This is a genomic window from Streptomyces sp. SBT349, from assembly GCF_001083795.1.
Classification (GTDB): domain Bacteria; phylum Actinomycetota; class Actinomycetes; order Streptomycetales; family Streptomycetaceae; genus Streptomyces.
In genome coordinates this window covers 1-21,260 of sequence record NZ_LAVK01000122.1, presented here as the reverse complement: position 1 = coordinate 21,260, position 21,260 = coordinate 1, and the positions used below count along the sequence as shown (strand labels likewise).

Annotated in this window: 14 protein-coding genes and 1 pseudogene; 6 read left to right on the top strand and 9 right to left on the bottom strand. The window is 73.2% G+C overall.

The genetic code is table 11. The annotated features are described in order from the left end of the window. Positions 1-133: 133 nt before the first annotated feature. Entirely contained in the window at positions 134-1,660 is a 1,527-nt protein-coding gene (locus ADY01_RS16895; protein WP_049573536.1) for an alpha-N-arabinofuranosidase, read from the top strand. A gap of 73 nt (positions 1,661-1,733) precedes the next feature. Beyond that, positions 1,734-2,417 (top strand): FadR/GntR family transcriptional regulator, encoded by a 684-nt coding sequence (locus tag ADY01_RS16890; RefSeq protein WP_049573532.1) that lies wholly within the window; start codon positions 1,734-1,736, stop codon positions 2,415-2,417. 345 nt (positions 2,418-2,762) lie between these two features. Here the strand turns inward: ADY01_RS16890 and ADY01_RS41840 are convergent, their stop codons facing one another. Both ADY01_RS41840 and ADY01_RS41580 read right to left on the bottom strand, forming a co-directional pair. Next, the gene (locus ADY01_RS41840) at positions 2,763-3,701 is read right to left on the bottom strand and encodes a LamG-like jellyroll fold domain-containing protein (RefSeq protein ID WP_234320264.1); all 939 of its coding nucleotides are present in this window, start codon (positions 3,699-3,701) and stop codon (positions 2,763-2,765) included. A gap of 21 nt (positions 3,702-3,722) precedes the next feature. Next, positions 3,723-6,113 (bottom strand): annotated as a pseudogene (locus ADY01_RS41580) (glycosyl hydrolase family 95 catalytic domain-containing protein); the annotation flags it as partial. A gap of 361 nt (positions 6,114-6,474) precedes the next feature. On the opposite strand from ADY01_RS41580, the gene ADY01_RS41300 reads away from it, so the two are divergent. From ADY01_RS41300 to ADY01_RS16875, 3 genes are read left to right on the top strand one after another with little or no spacing between them, the layout of a single operon-like run. Continuing rightward, complete coding sequence (locus ADY01_RS41300; RefSeq protein WP_267888441.1) at positions 6,475-6,606, top strand: hypothetical protein; 132 nt, start codon at positions 6,475-6,477, stop codon at positions 6,604-6,606. Further along, positions 6,603-6,917 carry an L-rhamnose mutarotase gene (locus ADY01_RS16880; RefSeq protein ID WP_049573526.1) on the top strand — a complete coding sequence of 105 codons (315 nt, stop codon included), beginning with the start codon at positions 6,603-6,605 and terminating at the stop codon, positions 6,915-6,917. Before ADY01_RS41300 ends, ADY01_RS16880 begins: the two co-directional genes overlap by 4 nt. Further along, positions 6,914-7,972 (top strand): aldo/keto reductase, encoded by a 1,059-nt coding sequence (locus ADY01_RS16875; protein WP_234320263.1) that lies wholly within the window; start codon positions 6,914-6,916, stop codon positions 7,970-7,972. The genes ADY01_RS16880 and ADY01_RS16875 overlap by 4 nt, the downstream gene beginning before the upstream one ends. 24 nt (positions 7,973-7,996) lie before the next feature. Here ADY01_RS16875 and ADY01_RS16870 read toward each other — a convergent pair whose 3' ends face one another. The 6 genes from ADY01_RS16870 to ADY01_RS16845 are packed head-to-tail and all read right to left on the bottom strand — an operon-like array spanning position 7,997 to position 18,630. Next, positions 7,997-9,925, bottom strand: coding sequence for a molybdopterin biosynthesis protein (locus ADY01_RS16870; protein ID WP_049573522.1), 1,929 nt, complete (start codon positions 9,923-9,925; stop codon positions 7,997-7,999). Between the two features lie 28 nt (positions 9,926-9,953). After that, positions 9,954-11,174, bottom strand: a complete 1,221-nt coding sequence (glp, locus tag ADY01_RS16865; protein ID WP_049573520.1) for a gephyrin-like molybdotransferase Glp — start codon at positions 11,172-11,174, stop codon at positions 9,954-9,956. After that, positions 11,171-12,928, bottom strand: coding sequence for an NAD(P)H-dependent oxidoreductase subunit E (locus tag ADY01_RS16860; RefSeq protein ID WP_049573517.1), 1,758 nt, complete (start codon positions 12,926-12,928; stop codon positions 11,171-11,173). Before ADY01_RS16860 ends, glp begins: the two co-directional genes overlap by 4 nt. After that, positions 12,925-15,882, bottom strand: coding sequence for a formate dehydrogenase subunit alpha (gene fdhF / locus ADY01_RS16855; RefSeq protein ID WP_049573514.1), 2,958 nt, complete (start codon positions 15,880-15,882; stop codon positions 12,925-12,927). The genes ADY01_RS16860 and fdhF overlap by 4 nt, the downstream gene beginning before the upstream one ends. A 50-nt stretch (positions 15,883-15,932) precedes the next feature. Then, on the bottom strand, positions 15,933-17,732 hold the full coding sequence (locus ADY01_RS16850; protein ID WP_049573510.1) for an aldehyde ferredoxin oxidoreductase family protein: 1,800 nt from the start codon (positions 17,730-17,732) through the stop codon (positions 15,933-15,935). A gap of 49 nt (positions 17,733-17,781) precedes the next feature. Beyond that, positions 17,782-18,630, bottom strand: coding sequence for an NTP transferase domain-containing protein (locus ADY01_RS16845; protein ID WP_049573507.1), 849 nt, complete (start codon positions 18,628-18,630; stop codon positions 17,782-17,784). Positions 18,631-18,898: 268 nt separating this feature from the next. Between ADY01_RS16845 and ADY01_RS16840 the strand changes: the two genes are divergently transcribed. Further along, complete coding sequence (locus ADY01_RS16840; protein WP_234320262.1) at positions 18,899-19,789, top strand: TauD/TfdA dioxygenase family protein; 891 nt, start codon at positions 18,899-18,901, stop codon at positions 19,787-19,789. A gap of 226 nt (positions 19,790-20,015) precedes the next feature. Here the strand turns inward: ADY01_RS16840 and ADY01_RS16835 are convergent, their stop codons facing one another. Beyond that, a complete protein-coding gene (locus ADY01_RS16835; RefSeq protein WP_234320261.1) occupies positions 20,016-21,191 on the bottom strand; it encodes an IS701 family transposase in 1,176 nt (391 codons plus the stop codon). Positions 21,192-21,260 lie beyond the last annotated feature (69 nt).

Below are 21,260 nucleotides of genomic sequence, written 5' to 3'. Positions count from 1 at the left end.
ACACCACACGATGCGTTGACACCCACCCACACCTCAACCTATCTTCCCGTTCGAATTTGTGAATGCCATTCGGTATCTCGAACGTGATGCCTCGCCCCGTACACCCCACCCCCCCCGCAGACAGGGAGTCCCCATGCCCGCCGGTTCCGGCACCGCCGTCATCAACCTCGACATCGAGGGTCCGGTCATCAGCCGGCACCTCTACGGCCACTTCGCCGAGCACCTCGGGCGCTGCATCTACGGCGGCTTCTGGGTGGGCGAGGACTCGCCGGTGCCCAACGAGGGCGGGATACGGCTGGACGTGGTGGAGGCGCTGCGCGCGCTGGCCATCCCCAACCTCCGCTGGCCCGGCGGATGTTTCGCCGACGAGTACCACTGGCGGGACGGCATCGGGCCGCGCGAGGCGCGTCCGAGGATGGTGAACACCCACTGGGGCAACGTCGAGGAGAACAACCACTTCGGCACCCACGAGTTCATGGCCCTCTGCGAACTGCTCGGCGCCGACCCGTACATCAGCGGGAACATCGGCAGCGGCACCGTGCAGGAGATGAGCGACTGGGTGGAATACCTCACCCGCGACGGCGACAGCCCGATGGTGCGCGAACGCAAGGCCCATGGGCGCGAGGAGCCGTGGCGCGTGCCGTTCTGGGGTCTGGGCAACGAGGCGTGGGGATGCGGTGGCAACATGCGCGCCGAGCATTACGCCGATCTGGCCCGCCAGTACGCCACCTACTGCCGTGACCACGGCGACAACACGCTGTACCGCATCGCCGCGGGCGCGGCCAACGACGATTACGCGTGGACCGAGACCCTGATGCGGCAGATCAGCTGCTTCGGCTGTGAGGCCACCCCCCGCACCTTCTTCCAGGGCGTCTCCTTCCACTACTACACGATCGCCGGGACCTGGGAGGACAAGGGCAGCGCCACGGAGTTCACCGAGGAGGAGTTCTACCGGACCCTGCTCAACGCCCGGCGCGTGGACCGGCTCATCAGCGGCCACTCCGCGGTGATGGACTGCTACGACCCGGGCAAGAAGGTCGGCCTCGTCCTGGACGAGTGGGGCACCTGGTGGAACGTCGAGCCCGGCACCAACCCCGGCTTCCTGCACCAGCAGAACACGCTGCGCGACGCCCTGGTGGCCAGCACGCACTTCGACATCTTCCACCGGCATGCCGATCGGCTGTTCATGGCGAACATCGCGCAGACGGTGAATGTGCTCCAGGCCATGGTGCTCACCGATGAACAGGAGCGCCTCATCCTGACCCCGACGTACCACGTGTTCGAGATGAACAAGGGCCATCAGGACGCCGCCTCGCTCGACGTCCACCTGCGCGCGTCCGGCACCCGGCGGACCGTGGACGGCAAGGAGATGGAGACGCTGTCCGCCTCGGCCAGCGTGAGGGACGGCGCCGTGCTGATCTCACTCACCAACCTGGACGCCCGGGAATCCGTCGCGCTCGGCCTCGACCTGCGCGGCGGGAGCGTGGGCGAGGTCGACGCCCGGATCCTGACCGCCGGCCGGCCCGCCGACCACAACACCGGGGAGGCCCCGGACACCGTCGCCCCGCGCCCGTTCGAAGGAGTCGAGACGGTGGCCGGGGGGCTGCGGCTCACGCTGCCGCCGCACTCGTTCGTCACGCTGCGGGCGCCGCTCGGCTGAGACGGGCCACCGCACGGAACGCGGAGAAAGATCCGATGTATCCTGCTCGTTCTTCGGCGTGGGGAGGAGCGCGATGTCGGTGACCGACGACGCCATCGAGGCGATCAAGCAGATGATCATGGACGGCGAGCTGGGGCCCGGCGACCGCCTCCCCCGGGAGCCGGACCTCGCCGAGCGCCTCGGGCTGTCGCGCAACTCGCTGCGCGAGGCCGTACGCGCGCTGTCGCTCATCCATGTCCTCGACGTCAGACGCGGCGACGGCACCTATGTGACGAGCCTGGAGCCGTCGTTGCTGATGGACGCGATGGGCTTCGTCGTGGACTTCCACCGGGACGACACCGTTCTGCAACTCCTGGAGACGCGGCGGATCATCGAGCCCGCCAGCACGGAGCTCGCGGCGCTGAAGATGCCCATGGCGGACATCGAGGATCTCTCGGCGCTGCTCGACTCGCTCGGTGACGATCCGACCGTGGACCAACTGGTCGAGAACGACCTGGAGTTCCACCGCCGCATCGCGGCGGGCTCGGGAAACGCCATGCTGGCCTCGCTGGTGGAGACCCTGTCGGGCCGCACGCAGCGCGCCCGGACGTGGCGCGGGCTCACGCAGGAGGGCGCGGTGGCGCGGACGCTCGCCGAGCACCGCGCCATCGTGCAGGCGCTCGCCGGGCGCCAGGCCGACATCGCGCGCGCCACGGCCACGGTGCACGTCGCCGGCGTCGAGCAGTGGCTCCGCCAGACCCTGGTCGAGCCGCACTGAGACCCTCGCCCCGCCACCCGCATTGGTCGGGTGTCTGAGCCCGGGCCGGGCGGCGCCCTGGGGCAACGGAGCAGGCCGCGCAGGGAGGGGCCACGCCATCGGGCCGATCCCGGTCGTCGGCGGTGATCCCGCCGCCCACCGCAGGCTCGGCGTCCGGGTCTGCCCGCAGGCGGGCGCCGTGGGGCTGCGCGAGGCCGTGCGGCACCCGGTGATGTTCGACGATGTCGCCGTCTCGGGCACCGGCGGGGGCTGCGCGAGATCGTCCGCCACCCGCACGAGCACGTCGTGCCCGGGCGCCGCGTGCTCGACGCGGCGCCCGGCGCGCCCGATGGCCTGCCCGGGGGGTCAGCCGAAGGCGCGGGTCTGCCAGTCGCCGACCTCGGCGGCGCTCAGGTGCCCGGCGATGATCGCCGCGCGGTCCAGCGCGCCGACCAGCCGCTGGCCGCCGTCCTGGTCCGCGCCGAACCGCAGCTCGCGGTGGGCGCAGCCGTTGATGCCGGCGTCCGACACCTGGGCGGTGGCGGCCTGCCGGCCGTCGAGGTACACGGTCAGCCGGCCCGCGGCGCTCATCGTGATCACCAGGTCGACAAAGCGTCCTGTCGGCAGGACCGCGGACGTGGTGACGCCCGTGCCGGAGCCGATGAACCGCACCTCGTTCGACGGGGTCAGGTCGATCAGCACGCCGTCGCTGCCGTCGTTGCCGCTTGGCTGCCAGTCGAACAGCCGCCGGTAGCCGTCCGCCCGGTCCACCCTGACCTCGGCCGCGAACGTCGCCGCGCGCAGGAAGCCGAGCGTCGTCGGCGCGGTCCTCAGGTAGGTCCCGCCGTCCAGGAGCAGGGCGCTCCCGGTCGGGCCCGCCGGCTCGTAGGCGGCCGTGCCCTCCACGGCGGCGTCCCGGCCCTGCCCCGAGGCGTCGGGGACCGAGCCGCCCGAGAGCGGGTCCCAGGCCACCAGGGTGAGGCCGTCCTGCGGCACCGGGCACGGCGGGGCGACCTCCACGGTCACCAGGGCGACGGCGCCCGCCCGCCAGTCCTCGCCGCTCAGCGCGGCCCGCAGCCGGTTCTCCGGCCGCTCCCCGGTCCGGGGCGTGACCTCGAAGGCGAACGACCGGCTCCCGCCGTCGCGGAGGGCGGGCACCGGGTGACCGGCCGGGGCGGCGGTCCAGCCTTCGGGCAGGTCGAGCGCCAGCTCGCCCGCCGGTACGGTCCCGCCCGCCGCCGCCACGGTGACCTCGGCGGTGAACGGCGTCCCCGCCTCGCCGTGCTCGGGCGCGGACAGCGACATCCGCAGGGGCGAGGTGGCCACATAGGTACGCCGCTCCCGCGCCGTGAAGCTGATCTCGTCGTCGTCTCGCCGGACGTCGACGCGGCGGCCGTTCCCCTCCTCCCGCAACTCGTAGAGACCGGCGAACAGGTCGCCGCGGACGGTCAGTTCGCCGGAGCGCCCCGGCCGCAGGGCCACGCGGGTGGGCGCGCCGCCGTGCCACTCGATGTCCACGGTGACGTCGCCGCGCGCCCGCAGGCCGTGGACGGAGCCGTCCGGCCAGAGGGCGGGCAGCGCGGGCAGGAGGTCGATCACCCCGCGGTGGCTCTGGAGCAGCATCTCCGCGACGCCGGCGGTCGCACCGAAGTTGCCGTCGATCTGGAACGGCGGGTGGGTGTCCCACAGGTTCGTCAGGGTGCTGAAGCGCAGCTGCTCGGAGAGCATGGTGTGCGCGTGGTCGCCGTTCAGCAGCCGGGCCCAGAAGTTGACCTTCCACGCCTTGCTCCAGCCGGTGCCGCCGTCGCCGCGCGCGGTCAGCGAGACCCTGGCCGCCTCGGCGTACTCGGGGTCCTCCTGCGGGGTGACCTGCCGCCCGGGGTGGAGGGCGAACAGGTGGGACGCGTGCCGGTGGGTGTTCTCCGGGTCGTCCCAGTCCTCCTTCCACTCCTGCAACTGCCCCCACGAGCCGATCCGCAGGCCGGGGTCGAGGCGGTCGAGCGTGGCGGTCAGCTCGGCGACGAAGCCGCTCTCGTCCCCGAGTTCCCCGGCCGCCGCCGCGGTGCTGGTGAGCAGGTCCCACACGATCTGCTGCGACATCGACCCGCCGGCGGAGAAGTCCCCCTGCTCGGGCGAGTAGCTGGGCGAGGCCACGAGGGTGCCGTCCCTCGGGTCATCGACCAGGGTGTCGATCCAGAACTGCGACAGCGCCTTCAGCACCGGGTAGGCGCGCTCGCGCAGGAACCGCTTGTCGCGCGTGAACAGGTAGTGCTCGTAGGCGTGTTGCGCCAGCCAGGCGCCCGCCTCCGGGAACCAGAACGACTGCGCGTAGTCGTGGACGCCGGTGAAGCCGAACGGCGTCGTCTCGTTGTGCACCACCCAGCCGCGGCTGACGAACATCTCGCGCGCCGTGACCTCGCCGGGGGGCGCCAGCGACTCGATGTAGTCGAACAGCGGCGCCGTCGTCTCGGACAGGTTGGTGGTCTCGGCGGGCCAGTAGTTCATCTGGAGATTGATGTTGACGTGGTAGTCGGCGCCCCACGGCGGGCTCGTGGAGTGGTTCCAGACCCCCTGGAGGTTCGCCGGGAGCGACCCCGGCCGGGAGGAGGAGATCAGCAGATACCGGCCGTACTGGAAGTACAGCACCTCAAGTGCCCTGCGCGCGGCCGGGGTCAGGGCCCGGTCCTGGTACGCGGTGAGCAGCGCGTCGGTCGGCAGGCCCGGGTCCTCCTCGCCGACGTCCAGCCGCACCCGGTCGAACAGCTCGCGGTAGTCGGCCGTATGGGCCTCCCGCAGCGCTTCGAACCCCTTGGCGCCCGCCCGGTCCACCCGCTCGGTGACCGGATCGTGCGGGTCCACGCCGCTGCGGTAGTCCGGGTAACGGTCCGCGTAGTCGGTGGCCGCCGCGAGGACGAGGGTGACCGAGTCCGCACCGGCCACGGTCACCGAGCCGTCCGCGTTGTCGGTCCTGCTGCCGCCCCGGTGCAGGACCTGGAGCTGGGACTCGTAGCGCATCCCGTTGTCGTTCAGCGCGCCGGAGAGGGTGATCCGCCCGCCGTCGGCCCGGACGGCCGCCGACCGGTTGGTCTCCGTGGTGACCGAGACGGTGCAGCCGATCGCGCCCGGCCGGTCCGCGCCGAACCGGGCGACGATCACGTCGTCGGCGGCGGAGGCGAAGTACTCGCGCGTGTAGGTCACTCCGTCCGACGCGTAGGCGACGCCCGCGACCGCCTCACCGATGTCGAGGTGGCGCCGGTAGCCGCTGACGTCGGTGGGCTCCCGCGTCCACTCCACCCAGACGTCGCCGAAGGTCTGGTACGAGCCGAAGTGCGTCTTGGGCTGGCCGAGCTTCCCCACGACCCAGTCGGGCGCGACCCGCAGTTCGCCGTCGATGCGCTGCCGCACCTCCTCGATGGCGCCCGGCCGGGGAGACCTCCAGTTGCCGAAGTCATAGCCCTCCGCGCCGGGACCCCCGGACCAGAGCGACTTCTCGTTGAACTGGAGCCGCTCGCGCGCGAGTCCGCCGAAGAAGCACAGGCCGAGCGCGCCGCTGCCCAGCGGCAGCGCCTGGGACTCCCAGTCGGTCGCGGGCTCCTCGTACCACAGCGTCATGCCGGTGACCCCTCCGTGCCCGGTGGCCCGCCCGGCCGCGGCGGCCGGCCCGGCCGTCAGCGATGCGGACCCGAAGGCGGCGGCGGCCCCTGTCACGCCGGCCATGAACACACGTCTGGGAAAACCACGTTCGGCCATCACGGTACCTCGTCCTCGAAGGCGTGCCGGGCAGGCGGGTGACGTTGATCACAGCGGAGGCTATAGATCCGATGTATGGGGCGTCAAGAGGCGGGAGACGCCGGGAGTTGTGCCTCGTGTTGGCGAGACACCCGATCAATGGCAGGCGGGGGTGGGCTGCCGGCCCGGTGCCGGACCCCGGCGCCTCCGCGCGGACCACGCGGCCGCCCGCCGCCCGGCGCGCGACGAACGGGCCCCTCGCCGTGCTGCCGGGGGCCTTGACGCGGCATACACCGGGTGTTCTCATCGCGGCACCCTGGTCCCCAGGGAGACCCCCGAAGGAGCCGCAGTGAGCCGGACCGCCACGCTGCCATCCCGCGACGCGGGACCGGCCGCGTTCCCCACGATTCCCACGATCCCCACCCCGTCCGAGGCCCGCCGGGGGAAGGCGAGCGCCGCGGCGGCCGGGGCGGGCGCATGACCCAGCGCGTCGCCGTCCACACCCGGCTGAAGGCCGGGCGGGAGGCCGAGTACGACCGTGTCCACGCCGAGATCCCGGCCGAGCTCGCGGCACGGCTGCGGGCGGCGGGAGTCGTCACCTGGCGCATCTGGCGCAGCGGCCGGGACCTCTTCCACACGATCGAGGTGGAGGACTACCGGGCGATGCGCCGGGCGCTCGCGAACGACCCGGTGAACCTGGCCTGGCAGGCCAGGATGAGTGAGCTGCTGGAGGTCGAGGACGACTACGCGGGCGAGGACGACGGCCTGCCGCTCGTCTGGAGCCTGCCGTGACCGGCGCCGGGACGGTGGGCCGCGGGACGGCGGGCGCGGGGCCGTGGTGGTTCGGCGGCGCCGGCATCGGCAACCTCGGCCGCGAGGTCACCGATCCGGTGGCGCGCGCCACGGTGGACGCCGCGTGGGAGGCGGGCGTGCGGGGATTCGACACCGCCCCGCACTACGGGCTCGGGCTGGGCGAGCGGCGGCTGGGCGCGGCGCTGGCCGGACGGCCGCGCGGCGCGTTCCAGGTCTCGACCAAGGTCGGCCGGGTGCTCGAACCCGCGACGACGCCGGGACCGCGCGGACCCCGAGGACCGTCCGGCGCCGACCCGGGGGGCGACGACCTCGTGAACGGCTTCGCGGTGCCCGCCCGGTACCGCCGGATCTGGGACGTCTCCCGGGCGGGCGTCGAGCGGTCGCTCGCGGACAGCCTCGACCGCCTCGGCCTGGGCCACGCCGACGCCCTCTACCTCCACGACCCGGACGAGTACGACCCCGCCGCCGCCGTTCCCGGCGGCCCGGCGGGCCCCGAGGCCGCCCTCCACACCGGGCTGCGGGCGCTGGCGGCGCTGCGCGCCGAGGGCGCCATCCGCGCCGTCGGCGTGGGGTCGAAGTCCGTGCCCACGCTGACCGCGGCGGTGCGCACCGGGCTGGTCGACGTCGTCATGGTCGCCGGCCGCTACACGCTCCTGGAGCAGCCCGCCGCGCCCCTGCTCGCGGAGTGCGCCGCCCGGGGCGTCGGCGTCGTCGCCGCCGGGGTCTTCAACTCCGGCGCGCTGAGCCGCCCCGAGCCCGACCCCTCGCTGCCGTACGAGTACGGGGCGATGCCCGCGCCGGTGTACGAGCGGATCTCGGCGATCCGGGCGGCGTGCGAGCGCCACGGCGTCGACCTGCCGACCGCGGCGCTCGCCTTCCCCCGGCGGGCCCCCGCGGTGACGGCCGTCGCGGTCGGCGCCCAGTCCCCGGAGCAGGTCGGGGAGAACGCCGTCCGCGCCGCGACCCCCGTTCCCCCCGGGCTGTGGGCCGACCTCGCCGCGGCGGGCCTGATCGAGGAGGCCGCGGGGACCTGAGGCGCGCGGTGACCCGACGGGCGCTCAGCGGATCCGCCGGCCCGTCTCGGCGCAGGAGTATCCGCCCAGCCGCTCCACCTCGTCGCGGAAGCGCGGGTCCTCCAGGAGGGTCCACAGCGGCGCCAGCAGCGCGCTGGACAGGTCCCCGGAACGGAGCACCAGGTCGTAGGGCTCCCGGGCGACCGGAACGAAGTCGAGGCCGAACGCGCGCGCGGCGGCCAGGATCCCCAGCCCCGCGTCCGCGCGCCCCGCGGCGACGGCCGCGGCGACGGCGAGATGCGTGTGCTCCTCGCGCGCGTAGCCGGGCACCGCGTCCGGGGCGATGTCGTGGCGGGCGAGCTCCTGGTCGAGCAGCGCGCGGGTGCCGGCGCCGCGCTGCCGGTTGACGTACCGGAGGCCGGGCCGGGTCAGGTCGCCGACGCCGGTGAGGCCCAGGGGGTTGCCGGGGGCGACCAGAAGCCCCTGGTCGCGGTGGCCCAGCCGGACCACGGCGATGTCCGCGTCCGCCCCGAACAGCTTGTCGACGTAGGGCAGCGTGTACTGACCGGTCGAGGGCTCCAGGAGGTGCGAGCCCGCCAGGTGGCACAGCCCGTCCCGCAGTGCCACCAGCCCGCCCAGCGACCCCACGTTCGACGAGGCCAGGGTGATCAGCGGATCCGTGGCGCGCAGCGCGGAGGCGGCGAGGTCGAGCACCAGGTCGTGGGAGCCGATGGTGACGATGGTGCGTTCGATCTCCGCCAGCCCGCGGAGGAGTTCCACGGTGACCCGCTCCCCGGCGTGGTGTCCTTCGAGCCCTGAGTCCACGACCAGCAGGCCGTCGGCGCGCACGAGCGAGGTGAGGACCCCCGCGCCGCGGGGGAGCGGGGTGGCGACGACCTGGTCCCGCACGCGGCCGAGCCGCACGCGGACCCAGTCGTCCATGCCGAGGGCGGAGGGCAGCTTACGGGCCAGCCGCGCCGTGGCCGAGGGGCGCTCACGGGGGGCCGCGCCCTCCAGTTCGGCGAGCAGCGGGGCGGCGAAGATGTCGAAGGTGAGCGCGGCCGACACCGGATACCCCGGCACCCCCACCACGGGCGTGGACGGGTCGCCCTTGACCGTTCCGAGCACCACCGGGTGGCCGGGGCGCACGGCGACCCCGTGCACGGCGACCGTCCCCGCGCCGGCGACCACGCGGGAGGTGTAGTCGTCGCGGCCGGCGCTCGACCCCGCGATCAGCAGGACCAGGTCGGCCTCCTCGGCCGCGGCGCGCAGGGCCGAGGAGATGGCCTCGGGATCGTCCGCGACGATGCCGGTGACCCGCGCCTCGCACCCCGCCTCGCGTGCCTGCGCGGCGAGCATCAGCGAGTTGGTGTCCGGTATCTCGCCGAGGGCGAGGTCGGCCCCGACGGGGCGGATCTCGTCGCCCGTCGGCAGGATCACCACGACCGGCGCGCGGCGGACGGCCAGCTCGGTGGCGCCCGCCGCCGCGCACGCGGCGAGGTCGACCGGCCGCAGCCGGTGCCCCTCGGGCAGCAGCAACTCGGTGGCGCTGATGTCCTCCCCGATGGACCGGACGTGCTGGAACGGCGGGACCGCGGCCCGGAGTTCGGCGCTGCCGTCGGGGGCGTGGTGGACCTGCTCCCGCATGACGACGGCGTCATAGCCGGCGGGCAGCGGATCGCCGGTGTCCACGACCTCGAAGTCACCGGTGGCGAGGAGCACCGGGGCCGTCTCCGCCGCGCCGACCGTGTCGGCGGCCCGGACCGCGATGCCGTCCATGCCCGCCGAGTCGAACGCGGGCGAGGACCGCCGCGCCCACACCGGCTCGGCCGTCACCCGGCCCAGGGCCCGGTCGACCGGCACGCGCGCCGCGCCGAGGCGCTCGGGGCAGCCGGTGGCCGCGCGCGCCTCCCGCCAGGCGGCGAGCGCCCTGGCCGCCGGAACGTCGGACAGGAAGGGGCTGTTGGCACTCATGCGGCGACCGTCTTCTCGCGGGGGCTGGTCATCGGTAGAGGGTGACATCGACATCGATGCCCCGGTCCAGGCCGGTGGCGGGCTCCGGGACGATCAGATACCCGTCGGCGCGGGTGAGGACGGACAGCAGGGCCGAGGGGCCGAACAGCGGCTCGGCCACCCCGTCGCGGACCGTCACCTGGACCACGTCCAGCCGCCCGGCGGCCGAGGCCACGTCCCGCGAGAGCCGCGCGCGGGTGCCGGGCCGGGGAGGCGGGGACGCGCAGCCCGCCGTCCTCCACAGCAACGGGGTGCCGACCTGGCCGAAGACCACCAGCGCCGAGAGCGGGTTGCCCGGCAGCCCGATGACCGGGATCCCGCCGCACTCGGCCAGCAGCGTCGGCTTCCCCGGCTTGATGGCCAGCCCGTGGCACCAGATCTCGCCCACCGCGGCGACCGCCCCCGCCGTCTCGTCCCGCGCCCCGACCGAGGAGCCCGCCGAGACGACGACCAGGTCGGCGTCGGGCAGAACCTCCTCCAGCCGCTTCTCCAGCACCCCCGGCTCGTCGGGGACGATCCCGGCGACGACCGGCAGGCCACCGGCGTCGGTCACCATCGCCGCCAGCGCCGAGGCCGTGGCGTCGCGGACCTGCCCGGGGGCCGGTTCCGCGGTCCCGGGCGGCACCACCTCGTCGCCGGTGGAGATGATCGCGACCCGGGGACGGGCGTGCACCGCGAGAGAGGTGACGCCGGCGGCGGCCAGCAGGCCGAGGTCGGGCGCGCGCAAGGGCCGTCCCGCGGGCACGAGCGCGCCACCGGCCGCGACGTCCTCGTCCGCGCGCACCACCCCGCCGCCCGGCGCCACCGGGCGCGTCACCTCGATCGTGCCGGGCATCGTCTCGGCGGTGTACTCGACCATCACCACCGCGTCCGCGCCCTCGGGCAGGGCGCCCCCGGTCGGGATCGCGACGCAGCCCCCGGGCACCACCGCGGTCCCCGGCGGCGCGCCCATCCGCACGGCGCCCAGCAGGTCGAGATACCCGGGCAGCCCCTCGGAGGCGCCGTAGGTGTCGGCCGCACGCACGGCGAAGCCGTCCACCGTCGAACGGACGAAGCCCGGCAGGGCGGACGGCGCGCGCACCTCGGTGGCCGGCACCCGGCGCAGCGCCGCGGCCAGCGGGACCCGCTCCACGGCCGTGCGGTGCGCGGGCCTGAAGCCGGCCAGGGCCTCGGCGACCGTGCGGGTGGTGAAGAACTCGCGTCCGCTCAACGCCCCGGCTGCCCTCCGGTGCCGTCGGGCCGTGGCTGCGGGCGGGCCGCGGCCCCGCCCCTGTCCAGGCCCAGCACGGAGACCACCGGCCCCAGCGCCACCTGGCCGAGCCCGCAGATCGAGGACTTGCGCATCGTCTCCTCCAGCTGAAGGACGCGTCCGCGCTGCTCGGCGTCCAGGGCCTGGGCACCGGAGCCGAGCACGTCGCTCAGCAGCGCGTGGGCCTTGGTGGAGCCGACCCGGCAGGGCACGCACTTGCCGCACGACTCGTCGCGGAAGAAGCGCAGCACATTGGTGGCGGCGGCCAGCAGGTCGGTGCCCTCGGCCAGGACCACCAGCGCCCCGGAGCCGAGCATGGTGCCCGCCTCGGCGAGCGGCCCGAAGTCCAGGCGCAGGTCGAGCTGGTCGGGGCCGATGAAGTTCGACGACGCCCCACCCGGCTGGACCGCGCCCACCGCGGCGCCGTCGAGCACGCCGCCCGCGAGGTCGATCAGCGCCCTGACCGTGGTGCCCATGGGGACGCAGTACACGCCCGGGTTCCGCACATGCCCGGAGACGGCGAAGAACTTCCAGCCCACGGAGTCCCCGGCGCCCTGCTCGGTCCACCAGGCCGCGCCCCGCCGCAGGATCACCGGGACATCGGCGAAGGTCTCGACCGAGTTGATCAGCGTCGGGCGGCCGTGCAGACCGTAGGTGCCGGGGAACGGCGGCTTGTTGCGGGGCTCGCCGCGGTGGCCCTCCATGCACTCCAGCAGCGCCGTCTCCTCGCCGAGGATGTAGCCGCCGGGCGAGACGAAGACGTCCAGGTCGAGGCGGCGCCCGCTGCCGCAGGCGTCGGGGCCGATCACCCCGGCCTCGCGGAGCGCGGCGATCTCCCGGCGCAGGATGTGCTCCTCCGGGCCGTACTCGTGCCGGATGAACACCCAGCCCTGCTCGGCGCCGACCACGGCCATGCCGAGCAGCAGGCCCTCCAGCACGAGGTGCGGCTGGTCGGCGAGGATCTGCCGGTCCTTGAACGTGCCCGGCTCCGACTCGTCGGCGTTGCAGATCGCGTAGGTGACGCCGCCCGGATCCGCGGCGGCGACCAGGGACCACTTCGTCCCGGTGGGGAAACCGGCGCCGCCCATGCCGCGCAGGCCCGAGTCCTTCAGGACGGACACGACCTCCCCGGCGCTGATCTCCCCGGCGAGCAGCGCCCGCAGGCTCGCGTACCGCTCGGCGGGGCCCGAGCCGGCCGGGTAGGGGTCGTTGGGCCAGGGCTCGGCCCGCCCGGTCACCCTCGCCTCGCCCACGCCCTCGCCGCGCGCGGCGCCGACGAGCGCGTCGGTGTCCGAGGCGGGCGCGGGGTACTCGTTCACCGCCACCGCCGGGGCCACGTCGCAGCGCCCCAGGCAGGAGACCTCGGCGAACTCGACCTCGGCGTCCTCGCCGTAGCGCTCCCGTATCTCGGCGATCCGGTCGTCGGCGGAGCGCAGCCAGCAGGACAGGTCGTGGCACACGGCGAGCGACACCTTCGCCGGCGGCTCCGTGCGGAAGTGCGGATAGAACGAGATCAGCCCCTCGATCTCGTACCGCGGGCGTCGCGCGTCGCGGGCCAGCTCCTCCAGCTCCTCGCGGGGGAGCCAGCCGAGCCGTGCCTGGATCGCGTTGAGCGCCGGGATCAGCGAGGGCCCGGGGAACCTCCCGGCCCGCGCCTCCACGCCGGGAACCTTGCGGCCCGGGGACCGCGGTGTCCGCTCAGGACTCAGGGTCATTCGCCCACTCCCACCGCCGGGCCGGGCTCGGCGCGTGCCGCGCCCAGCGCCTCGACCTGGATCGCACAGAACTTGAACTCGGGGATCTTGCCATAGGGGTCGATCGCGTCGATCGTCAGGAGATTCGCCGCCGCCTCCCTGAAGTGGAACGGGATGAAGCAGTTGCCCAGCTGCTCGCGGTGGGAGATGCGGACCGTCAGCTCGATGGCGCCGCGCCGGGAACGCACCCGGACCCGCTCGCCATGGGCCAGGCCACGGTCGGCGGCGTCCTTGGGGTGCATGTACACCTCGGGGCTCGGCGCGATGGTGTCCAGCGCGAACGACCGGCGGGTCATCGATCCCGTGTGCCAGTGTTCCAGCAGCCTGCCGGTGTTGAGCACCAGCGGGTACTCGGTGTCCGGGAGCTCCTTCGCGGGCAGCCACTGCGCGGGCACCAGGTGGGCGAGGCCGTCGTCGGTGTTGAAGCGCTCGTCGAAGAGCACCACGGTCCCGTCGGAGTGCTCCGGGTCGTCGTTCGGGTAGAGCTTCCCGGAGAGCCCCAGGTTGTCGTGGCGGAGGTTCGCGTAGGAGGGCATCAGCGCGACCATCTCGTCGAACACCTCGCTCGGCGAGGCGTAGGACCAGTCCAGACCGATCCGCCGCGCGATGTCCTGGACGATCTCCCAGTCGACGCGCGCCTGGCCCGGCGGGTCCATGACCCTGCGCCCCAGCTGCACCCGGCGGTCGGTGTTGGTGTAGCTGCCCTCCTTCTCCAGATAGGAGGAGGCCGGCAGGATCACGTCGGCGAACTCGGCGGTCTCGGTCAGGAAGATGTCCTGCACCACCAGGAAGTCCAGCCCGCTGAGGGCCTTGCGCACCTTGTTGATGTTGGGATCGGACAGGAACGGGTTCTCGCCCAGCATGTACATCCCGCGCACGCCGTCGGGGCGCAGCACCGAGCCGATGATCTCCGTGACCGTCAGGCCCCGTTCGGGGTCCAGCGAGGCGCCCCACGCCTCCTCGAACCGCCGCCGCGTCGCGTCCCGGTCCACCCCCTGGTAGTCGGGGTAGAACATCGGGATCAACCCGGCGTCCGAGGCGCCCTGGACGTTGTTCTGGCCGCGCAGCGGATGCAGCCCGGTCCCGGGCCGGCCGACGTTGCCGGTGATCGAGCACAGGGCGATCAGGCAGCGGGCGTTGTCGGTGCCCGTGGTGTGCTGGGAGATGCCCATGCCCCAGTAGATGACGCCCGCGCCCGCCTCGCCCCACACCCGCGCGACCTCGCGGATCTCCTCCGCGTTCACGCCGGTGATCTGCGCCGCCCGCTCCGGCGGGTACTCGGCGACCGTGCGCGCCAGCTCGTCGTAGTTGGAGACGCGGGCCGCGATGAACTCCCGGTCGAGCAGGCCGAGCCGGATCACCTCGTGCATGATCGCGTTGTAGAACGCCACATCCGTGCCCGGCTTGACCTGGCAGTGGTAGTCGGCGTGCTCCGCGACCGTGCTGGCCCGCGGGTCCACGTAGATGATCTTCGTGCCGCGGCGGCGGGCCTGCTTGAAGAACGAGCTGGCGACGGGGTGGTTCGCGGTCGGGTTGGAGCCGGTGATGATCACGACGTCGGCGTTGGCCACGTCGCCGTAGGTGGTCGACACCGCGCCGGAGCCGACGCCCTCGAACAGCGCGGCGACCGAGGAGGCGTGGCACAGCCGGGTGCAGTGGTCGACGTTGTTGGTGCCGAAGCCCGCGCGGATCAGCTTCTGGAAGAGGTACGCCTCCTCGTTGGAGCACTTCGCCGAGCCGAAGCCGGCGATCGCGCCCGGGCCGCCGGACGCGTGGATCTCCGTCAGCCTGCGGGCGACGAGGTCCAGCGCCTCGTCCCAGGTGGCCTCCCTGAAGTGCGGCAGCACCTCGTCGTAGTCCACGAGCCCGCCCGGCTTGCGGCGCCCGTCCCGGCCCCGCTTGCCGCGCTTGCCGTCGCCGGACTTGCCGCCGCTGGCCTTCCCGCCCCCGGACTTCCCGCCGTCGCCGTCGCCGCGCACGTCCGCGGAGAGCGCGCCCTTGGGGTAGGACTCCTCCCGGCGGATCAGCGGAACCGTGAGGCGCTGCGGCGAGGCCGCGTAGTCCCAGCCGTAGCGGCCCTTGATGCACAGCCGGCTCTGCGAGCCGGGCTGGTCGCGGCCCTCGGCGAACGCGATCGCGCCCCGGTCGCGGTCCACGTAGTAGGTGAGGGCGCAGCCCACGCCGCAGTACGGGCACACGCTGTCGACCGCGTCCAGCTCCTCGCGGGGCCTGATCGGGATGCTGTTGATCGGCTTGTTGGTCAACGCCCCGGTGGGGCACGCCTGCACGCACTCGCCGCACGTGACGCACGAGCTGGCGCCCATCGGGTCGTTGAGGTCGAAGGAGATGGTGGTCGCGTAGCCCTTGCCCGACCGGCCGATGACGTCGTTGCCCTGGATGTCGTCGCACGCCCGCACGCAGCGGTCGCACAGGATGCACGCGTCGTGGTCGACGGCGATGACCGGGTTCGAGGAGTCCTTTCCCCGGCCCGAGCCGCAGGGCAGCCCCGTCGTCTCGCGGGCCACGCCGAACCCGTCGGCGAGCCCGAGCAGCAGGTTGTCGCCGGTGGTGGTCTGCTTGGGGTCCTCCGCGCGCGGGGGCTGGTCGGAGATCAGCAGCTCGGTCAGGGTGGCCCGAGTCCGTTCGACCTCCGGGGTGTCCGTCCTGACCTCCATGCCGTCGTCGCAGGGGCGCACGCACGCGGCGGCGAAGGCCCGCCCGCCGGTGTCCACCACGCACAGCCGGCAGACGCCGACCGGGTCGTAGCGCTCGTTGTGGCACAGCACCGGGATGTCCACGCCGACCTGCCGCGCGGCGTCGTAGATGGTGGTGCCCTCGGGCACGGTCACGGCCTGGCCGTCAATCGAGGCCGTCACGGTGCGCACGGATGTCGTTGCCTCGTCGACCGTGGTCATCTGAGCCTCCGTCACTCACGCTGATTCTGCACACGATATACTGCATACAATCATCCGAGGAAGAGGTCCGGCACATCCGCCGCGGCCACCCGCCCCGCCTCGTCCAGTCCCCGCGCGCGGTAGTACGCGGCGATCATGGACCGCAACCGGTCGGCGGTGAGCGTGGCCTGGCGCCCGGATTCCAGCTCCAGCGGCGTCCGGAGCATCCGCGCCGGCAACGTGTCGTCGGCCGCCGTCGCCCCTTCCCGCAGGTTGAACGCCCGCTTGGCCCGGACGATCCGCGCGGCGGTGGCCCGCAACTCCTCGGCGCCGACCGCCCACCCGGTCACCAGGGTCAGGAGCCGCGCCCACTCGCCGAAGGGCTCCTCGAAGACCCCCCGCAGGAACTTGCACAGGATCATCGAGTCCATGACCGCGGCGCGGTCCTCGGTGCCGATCGCGGCGGCGACGTGGGCGGCCCCGCCGTCCAGGCGGTCCAACTCCCCGGACAGGTCCGCCTCGTACGCCCCGGAGCGGTTGTGGTCGGCGCCCCTGGCGTTGACCGCGAGCCCCAGCGCCATGGCCTGGAGGCCCCGCGGCTCGTAGCCGGGCAGTTCGAGCCCCTTGACCTGGGGCGCGAAGTCGATCGAGCCCTGCCCCACGGCCTCGGCGGCGCGGCGCGAGCCCTGCGCCAGCAGCTCGCCGAGCCCCTCGGTCCTGGCCCCGATCGCCTCGATCGCGCGCAGCAGGGCCGCCCCGTCGCCGAAGCGCAGCCACGGCTCGTCCAGGAGTCCGCGTTCGACGCACTCCATGGCCCAGGCGATCGTGCCGCCGGCCGAGATGGTGTCGAGCCCCAGCTCGTCGCACCGCGCGCTCGCGGCGAACACCTCGTCGGGATCCGACACCCCGCACAGGGGGCCGAGCGCGAACACGTTCTCGTACTCCATCCGCTGGCTGCCGCCGCCCTTGCGCGAGTAGATGTGCTCGCAGCCGATGGAGCAGGACGCGCAGCTGTTGCGGGCCACCGCCCGCAGCTCGTGCAGCTCCTCGGCCGCCAGCCGGGAGGCGCCCTCGAACGTCGCCCGGGTGAAGTTGCGCGTGGGCAGGGTGCTGACCGCGTTGAAGGCCAGCAGGTTGGCCAGCGTGCCCAGCTCCCGGTACTTGGCGGTGGCCGGGCCGAAGCTGCGCCGCCGCAGATCGCGGGCGGCGGCCAGGACTCCCTGCTGGTCGGCCACGGACACCTTCGCCGCCGCCCGCACCAGCACGGCCTTGATGTTCTTGGCGCCCAGCACCGCGCCCAGGCCGCCCCGCCCGGCGTGCCGCCCGTCGTGACTGATCGTCGCGTACCGCACGCCCCGCTCGCCCGCCGGGCCGACGGCCGCGGTCCGCCAGCCCCGGCCGAATCGTTCCTTCACCGCCGCCTCCGCCTCGGCGGCGGGCAGCCCGGCGAGCTCGGGAGCCGCCTGGAGGCGCACGCCGTCGCCGTCGATCAGCAGCACGGACAACGCGTCCGCCCTGCCGCGGATCACGATCGCGTCGTGCCCGGTGAGCTTGCCCGAGATGGCGAACTGGCTGGAGGCGAGCGCGTCGGTCAGCAGCCCGGTGAGGGGCGACTTGGCCACCACGGCGAACTTGGCGCTGGTCGTGAGCGGCGTTCCCACCAGGGAGGAGAAGACGAACGCCAACGGGGCCTCGGGAGCCAGCGGATCGACCCGCGGTGGCGCGAACCGGTGCATCAGCCACGTGCCGAGGCCCACCCCGCCCAGGTAGGCCCGCAGCACCCGCTCCTCCAAGGGGAAGGGCGCACCGCTCGCCGCCCGGCCGTCGACGTCGACGACCAACGCTTGTCCGAAGAAGCCACCCGGCGTCATACCACGACCTTAAGTCCCCCGCGGCCCAAGGGCCCCTGGGTGAGCGCGATCATCCGCCGGCGTCCGCGGAGAGGAACGCGACCCGGTCGCCGCCGACCAGCGGCAGCAGCGGATCGCGCGAGACCTGGTCCCCGTTCAGAGCGGCCACGATGTGGCGGTCCAGCTCCAGCCCGACCGACGCTGCCGCCGCCCCGAGCGCCGCCGCACGGACGGTGCTCGGCCGGTGCCCGCCGTTCCTGGCCAGGGCGCCGAACCGTTCCACCGTAACCTCCGGCGGCGGGCGCCGCCGCGCCTCGGCGTAGTCCTCGGGGGTGTTGACGTTCACCACGGACTCCAGCGTCGGGTCGCACCGCGCCAGGTCGGCGTCCGCCAGCAACTGCCCGTCGTCGAGCCGCGCGACCTCGCAGTGCTTGAAGAGCATGCCGGGGCGCAGGTCGCCCGCGGCCACCCGCTCCGCGATCAGCCCGGCCAACGAGCAGCGGTACCCGGCCGCCAGCGGCTGCCGGAACCCCCGCGCCATCGGCAGCACCATGTCGATGCTCTCGTCGGTGAAGCCGCGCACCACCCGCCGGACGAAGGCCGGGTGCAGGAACGGCATGTCCGTGGAACAGACGAACGCCACTCCGGCGCGGTCCGACACCGCCGCGAGCCCCGTGGCCACGCCCTGCATCGGCCCCAGCCCCTCGACCGGGTCCTCCACCACCCGCACCCCGGCGGGCAGGGCGGGCACCTCCTGCCCCGGGGCGGCCACGACGACCACCGGACCGTCCACGGTCCGGGACAGCAGCGCGGTGGCGCGGTACAGCAACGTCGCGCCGTGCCACTCAAGTCCCGCCTTCGGGCGGCCCATCCGCGTGGAGCGCCCGCCCGCGAGGACGACGCCGGCTGTCGTCTGCATCCAGTGATGATAGTCAGCTCGCGCCCGGAACGGGGGTGCCCCGCACCCGTCCCACCGGACGTCGGGGCGGTGATGGTACAGGTGCGCGGTCTGGGGGCCCGCCCGGGGTCGGCCCCCAGAGCGGCGGCGGCTCGGGACGAACACCATACGGTGCAAGAGCACGGGTGGGCGTGAAGGGACGCACGACATCCCACTCCGGGCAACGGGACAGCATCGCGCGTACATCGCCGCCCCGCTTTCGGCTTTCGCTGTGGAAGGTGGCTACCTGATGATCACGGTTCCGCGAGAAGACGCCACGTTGGGCATAGCGGTCGAGGATGTCGATCCCCTGCGGGTGCCTCCGGCAGAGTTGATGGCTCTCAAACAACTCGTGTACGCCCACCGGATCGTGGTCCTGAGAGGCCGGCGGTTGTCATCCGCCGAGTTCGTCGAGTTCGGCAGGCGGATGGGCGAGGTGGAGACCTACTACCAGCCCATGTACCACCACCCCGAGCACAAGGAGATAGTCGTCTCCTCCCAGGTGAAGACCGGGGGAGAACCGGTCGGGGTGCCCGAGACCGGCACGTCCTGGCATCACGACTGCTCGTTCATGCGCAGGCCGTTCGGGCTCACCCTCCTCCACCCGCAGGTTGTGCCCGAGAAGAACCGCGGCATCTGCTTCATCGACATGGCGAAGGCCCACCGTGACCTGCCCGACGCCCTCACGGCGGAGATCCGCGGCACCCGCTCCCTCCACAGCGCCCGGCGCTCCTTCACGACCCGGCCGACCGACGTCCACCGGCCGCTCTCGGAGGTCATGGCCGAGGTCGAACGGGAAACCCTGGACGTCGCGCACCCCACGGTCTTCACCCACCCGGTCACCGGCGAGGGCGTGCTGTACGTCAGCGAGGCCGTCACCGACCGCATCGAGAAGCCCGACGGCAGCCCGGCCCGCGAGGGCCTGCTCGCGGAACTGCTCGCCGCCTGCGGCCAGGCGGACACCACGTTCGAGCACGAGAACATCCACCTCCAGACCTTCGAGAAGGGCGACCTGCTGATCTGGGACAACCGCGCCCTGGTGCACCGCGCCCCGCACACCACCACCTACGAGCCGGCCGTCTCCCACCGGGTCGCCGTGCACGACGAATACGAGTTCTATCCGCGCATCGACAGATCCTGAGACGAGGGCCGAGAGAGGCACCGTGGCCCCCTCGACCGGATCCCCCACGTCATGAATATGTCTCATGTTCATTTTCTGGCCTAGTACTGCAACCGCATCTGGGGGTTGTGGCCTCGGCGTTTGTAGTGGGAGGTGCGGGCTCGGGCCTGGCTGCGTCTGCGGAAGCGTGACCAGTGGAGATGGTGCTCGTTGGTGTGGTGGCGGGGTGTGGTGACGATGTGTCCGATCAGTCGGCGGATCTCCGGGACGCTGAGGGGTATGAGGTCGTGCTCGTCGTCTTGGGTGCCCCTTTTGTGGCTTCTGTGGCGCGGGTGGCGGTCAGGCAGGCGAGGGCGGCCATGGCCAGTGTGATGTGCCGGTACCAGGCGCGGTAGAGCCTGACCTGGTAGTGGTCCAGGCCGCATTCGCCCTTCGCGGTCTGGAAGCACTCCTCCACCGCCCATCTCGTGGCGGCCACCCTGAGCAGGTCCTTGAGACGGGAGGCGGCCGGTCCGTAGCAGACGTAGTAGGCGATGTCGGTGGGATCGGCCACGCTGCGGCGGGCCAGCACCCAGTGCCCGAACCCGTTCTCCCAGCAGGGGCGGATCGCCACCCGGGCCCAGTCGTGGATCCGTTCCCCGTGCGCGCCCCGGCCGCCCGAGTTCCGCTTCCAGTGTTGCCGTGACAGCGTGGCGATCAGGTCATCGACCCTGGTCTCGCTCGAGCCGGCGGTGGTCACGGTGTCGTTGGCCTTGGTGGCCAGTACGTAGGCCACCTTGCGTTCCTCCAGCCAGGCCCGCGTCTGCTTGACCTGCCCGTACGCCTCGTCCGCGGTCACCCACGCGAAGGGAACGCCGGCGTCGATGGCGCGTTGCAGCATCCAGCGGAAGTGCTCGTTCTTCGTCGCGAACGGCACCGCGTCGTCGATGCCCGCGGCCCGGCAGCGGTCCCGGTCATCGGTCCAGGACGCGGGGATGTACAGCTCGCGGTCGATCAGGGCCCGGCCTTTGGCCGAGGCGTAGGCCAGGAAGGTCCCGATCTGGCAGTTCTCGGTGCGGCCCGCGGTGCCCGAGTACTGACGCTGGACGCCGGCGGACCTGGTGCCCTTCTTCACAAAGCCCGTGTCGTCGCCGATCAGGACCGCGTCCCTGGCGCCGATGGTCTCGATGACATAGTCGCGGATGTCGTCGCGCACGGCGTGCTCGTCCCACTCGGAGAGGTTGAGCAGGCGCTGGAGACCGTCCGGGCGCAGCTGCCCGACCTGCTCCGACAGCGTCCAGCCGTTCTTCCTCTCCAGGGGAGCAACCAGCCCCCGCACGTAGTCCAGAGCCCGTTCACGCGGCTCCGACCTGCCGAAACGGTGGGCGAACCGGGCACACAGCCCGGCTATCCCCTCGAACCACGACTCGACCCGCTCAACCACCAGTCCATCAGCACACAGTCACACCAACGAGACCCAACGCCATCCGTCACGCCAGCTGCGGTTGCAGTA

What these genes read in the sequence shown, in the direction of transcription:
- ADY01_RS16870 (WP_049573522.1), bottom strand. Translation starts at nt 9,925, where the DNA reads ATGAGTGCCAACAGCCCCTTCCTGTCCGACGTTCCGGCGGCCAGGGCG.
- ADY01_RS16860 (WP_049573517.1), bottom strand. Translation starts at nt 12,928, where the DNA reads ATGACCCTGAGTCCTGAGCGGACACCGCGGTCCCCGGGCCGCAAGGTT.
- ADY01_RS41840 (WP_234320264.1), bottom strand. Translation starts at nt 3,701, where the DNA reads ATGTCGCTGTCCGCGCCCGAGCACGGCGAGGCGGGGACGCCGTTCACC.
- ADY01_RS16880 (WP_049573526.1), top strand. Translation starts at nt 6,603, where the DNA reads ATGACCCAGCGCGTCGCCGTCCACACCCGGCTGAAGGCCGGGCGGGAG.
- ADY01_RS16890 (WP_049573532.1), top strand. Translation starts at nt 1,734, where the DNA reads ATGTCGGTGACCGACGACGCCATCGAGGCGATCAAGCAGATGATCATG.
- ADY01_RS16850 (WP_049573510.1), bottom strand. Translation starts at nt 17,732, where the DNA reads ATGACGCCGGGTGGCTTCTTCGGACAAGCGTTGGTCGTCGACGTCGAC.
- fdhF (WP_049573514.1), bottom strand. Translation starts at nt 15,882, where the DNA reads ATGACCACGGTCGACGAGGCAACGACATCCGTGCGCACCGTGACGGCC.
- ADY01_RS16845 (WP_049573507.1), bottom strand. Translation starts at nt 18,630, where the DNA reads ATGCAGACGACAGCCGGCGTCGTCCTCGCGGGCGGGCGCTCCACGCGG.
- ADY01_RS16840 (WP_234320262.1), top strand. Translation starts at nt 18,899, where the DNA reads ATGATCACGGTTCCGCGAGAAGACGCCACGTTGGGCATAGCGGTCGAG.
- ADY01_RS16895 (WP_049573536.1), top strand. Translation starts at nt 134, where the DNA reads ATGCCCGCCGGTTCCGGCACCGCCGTCATCAACCTCGACATCGAGGGT.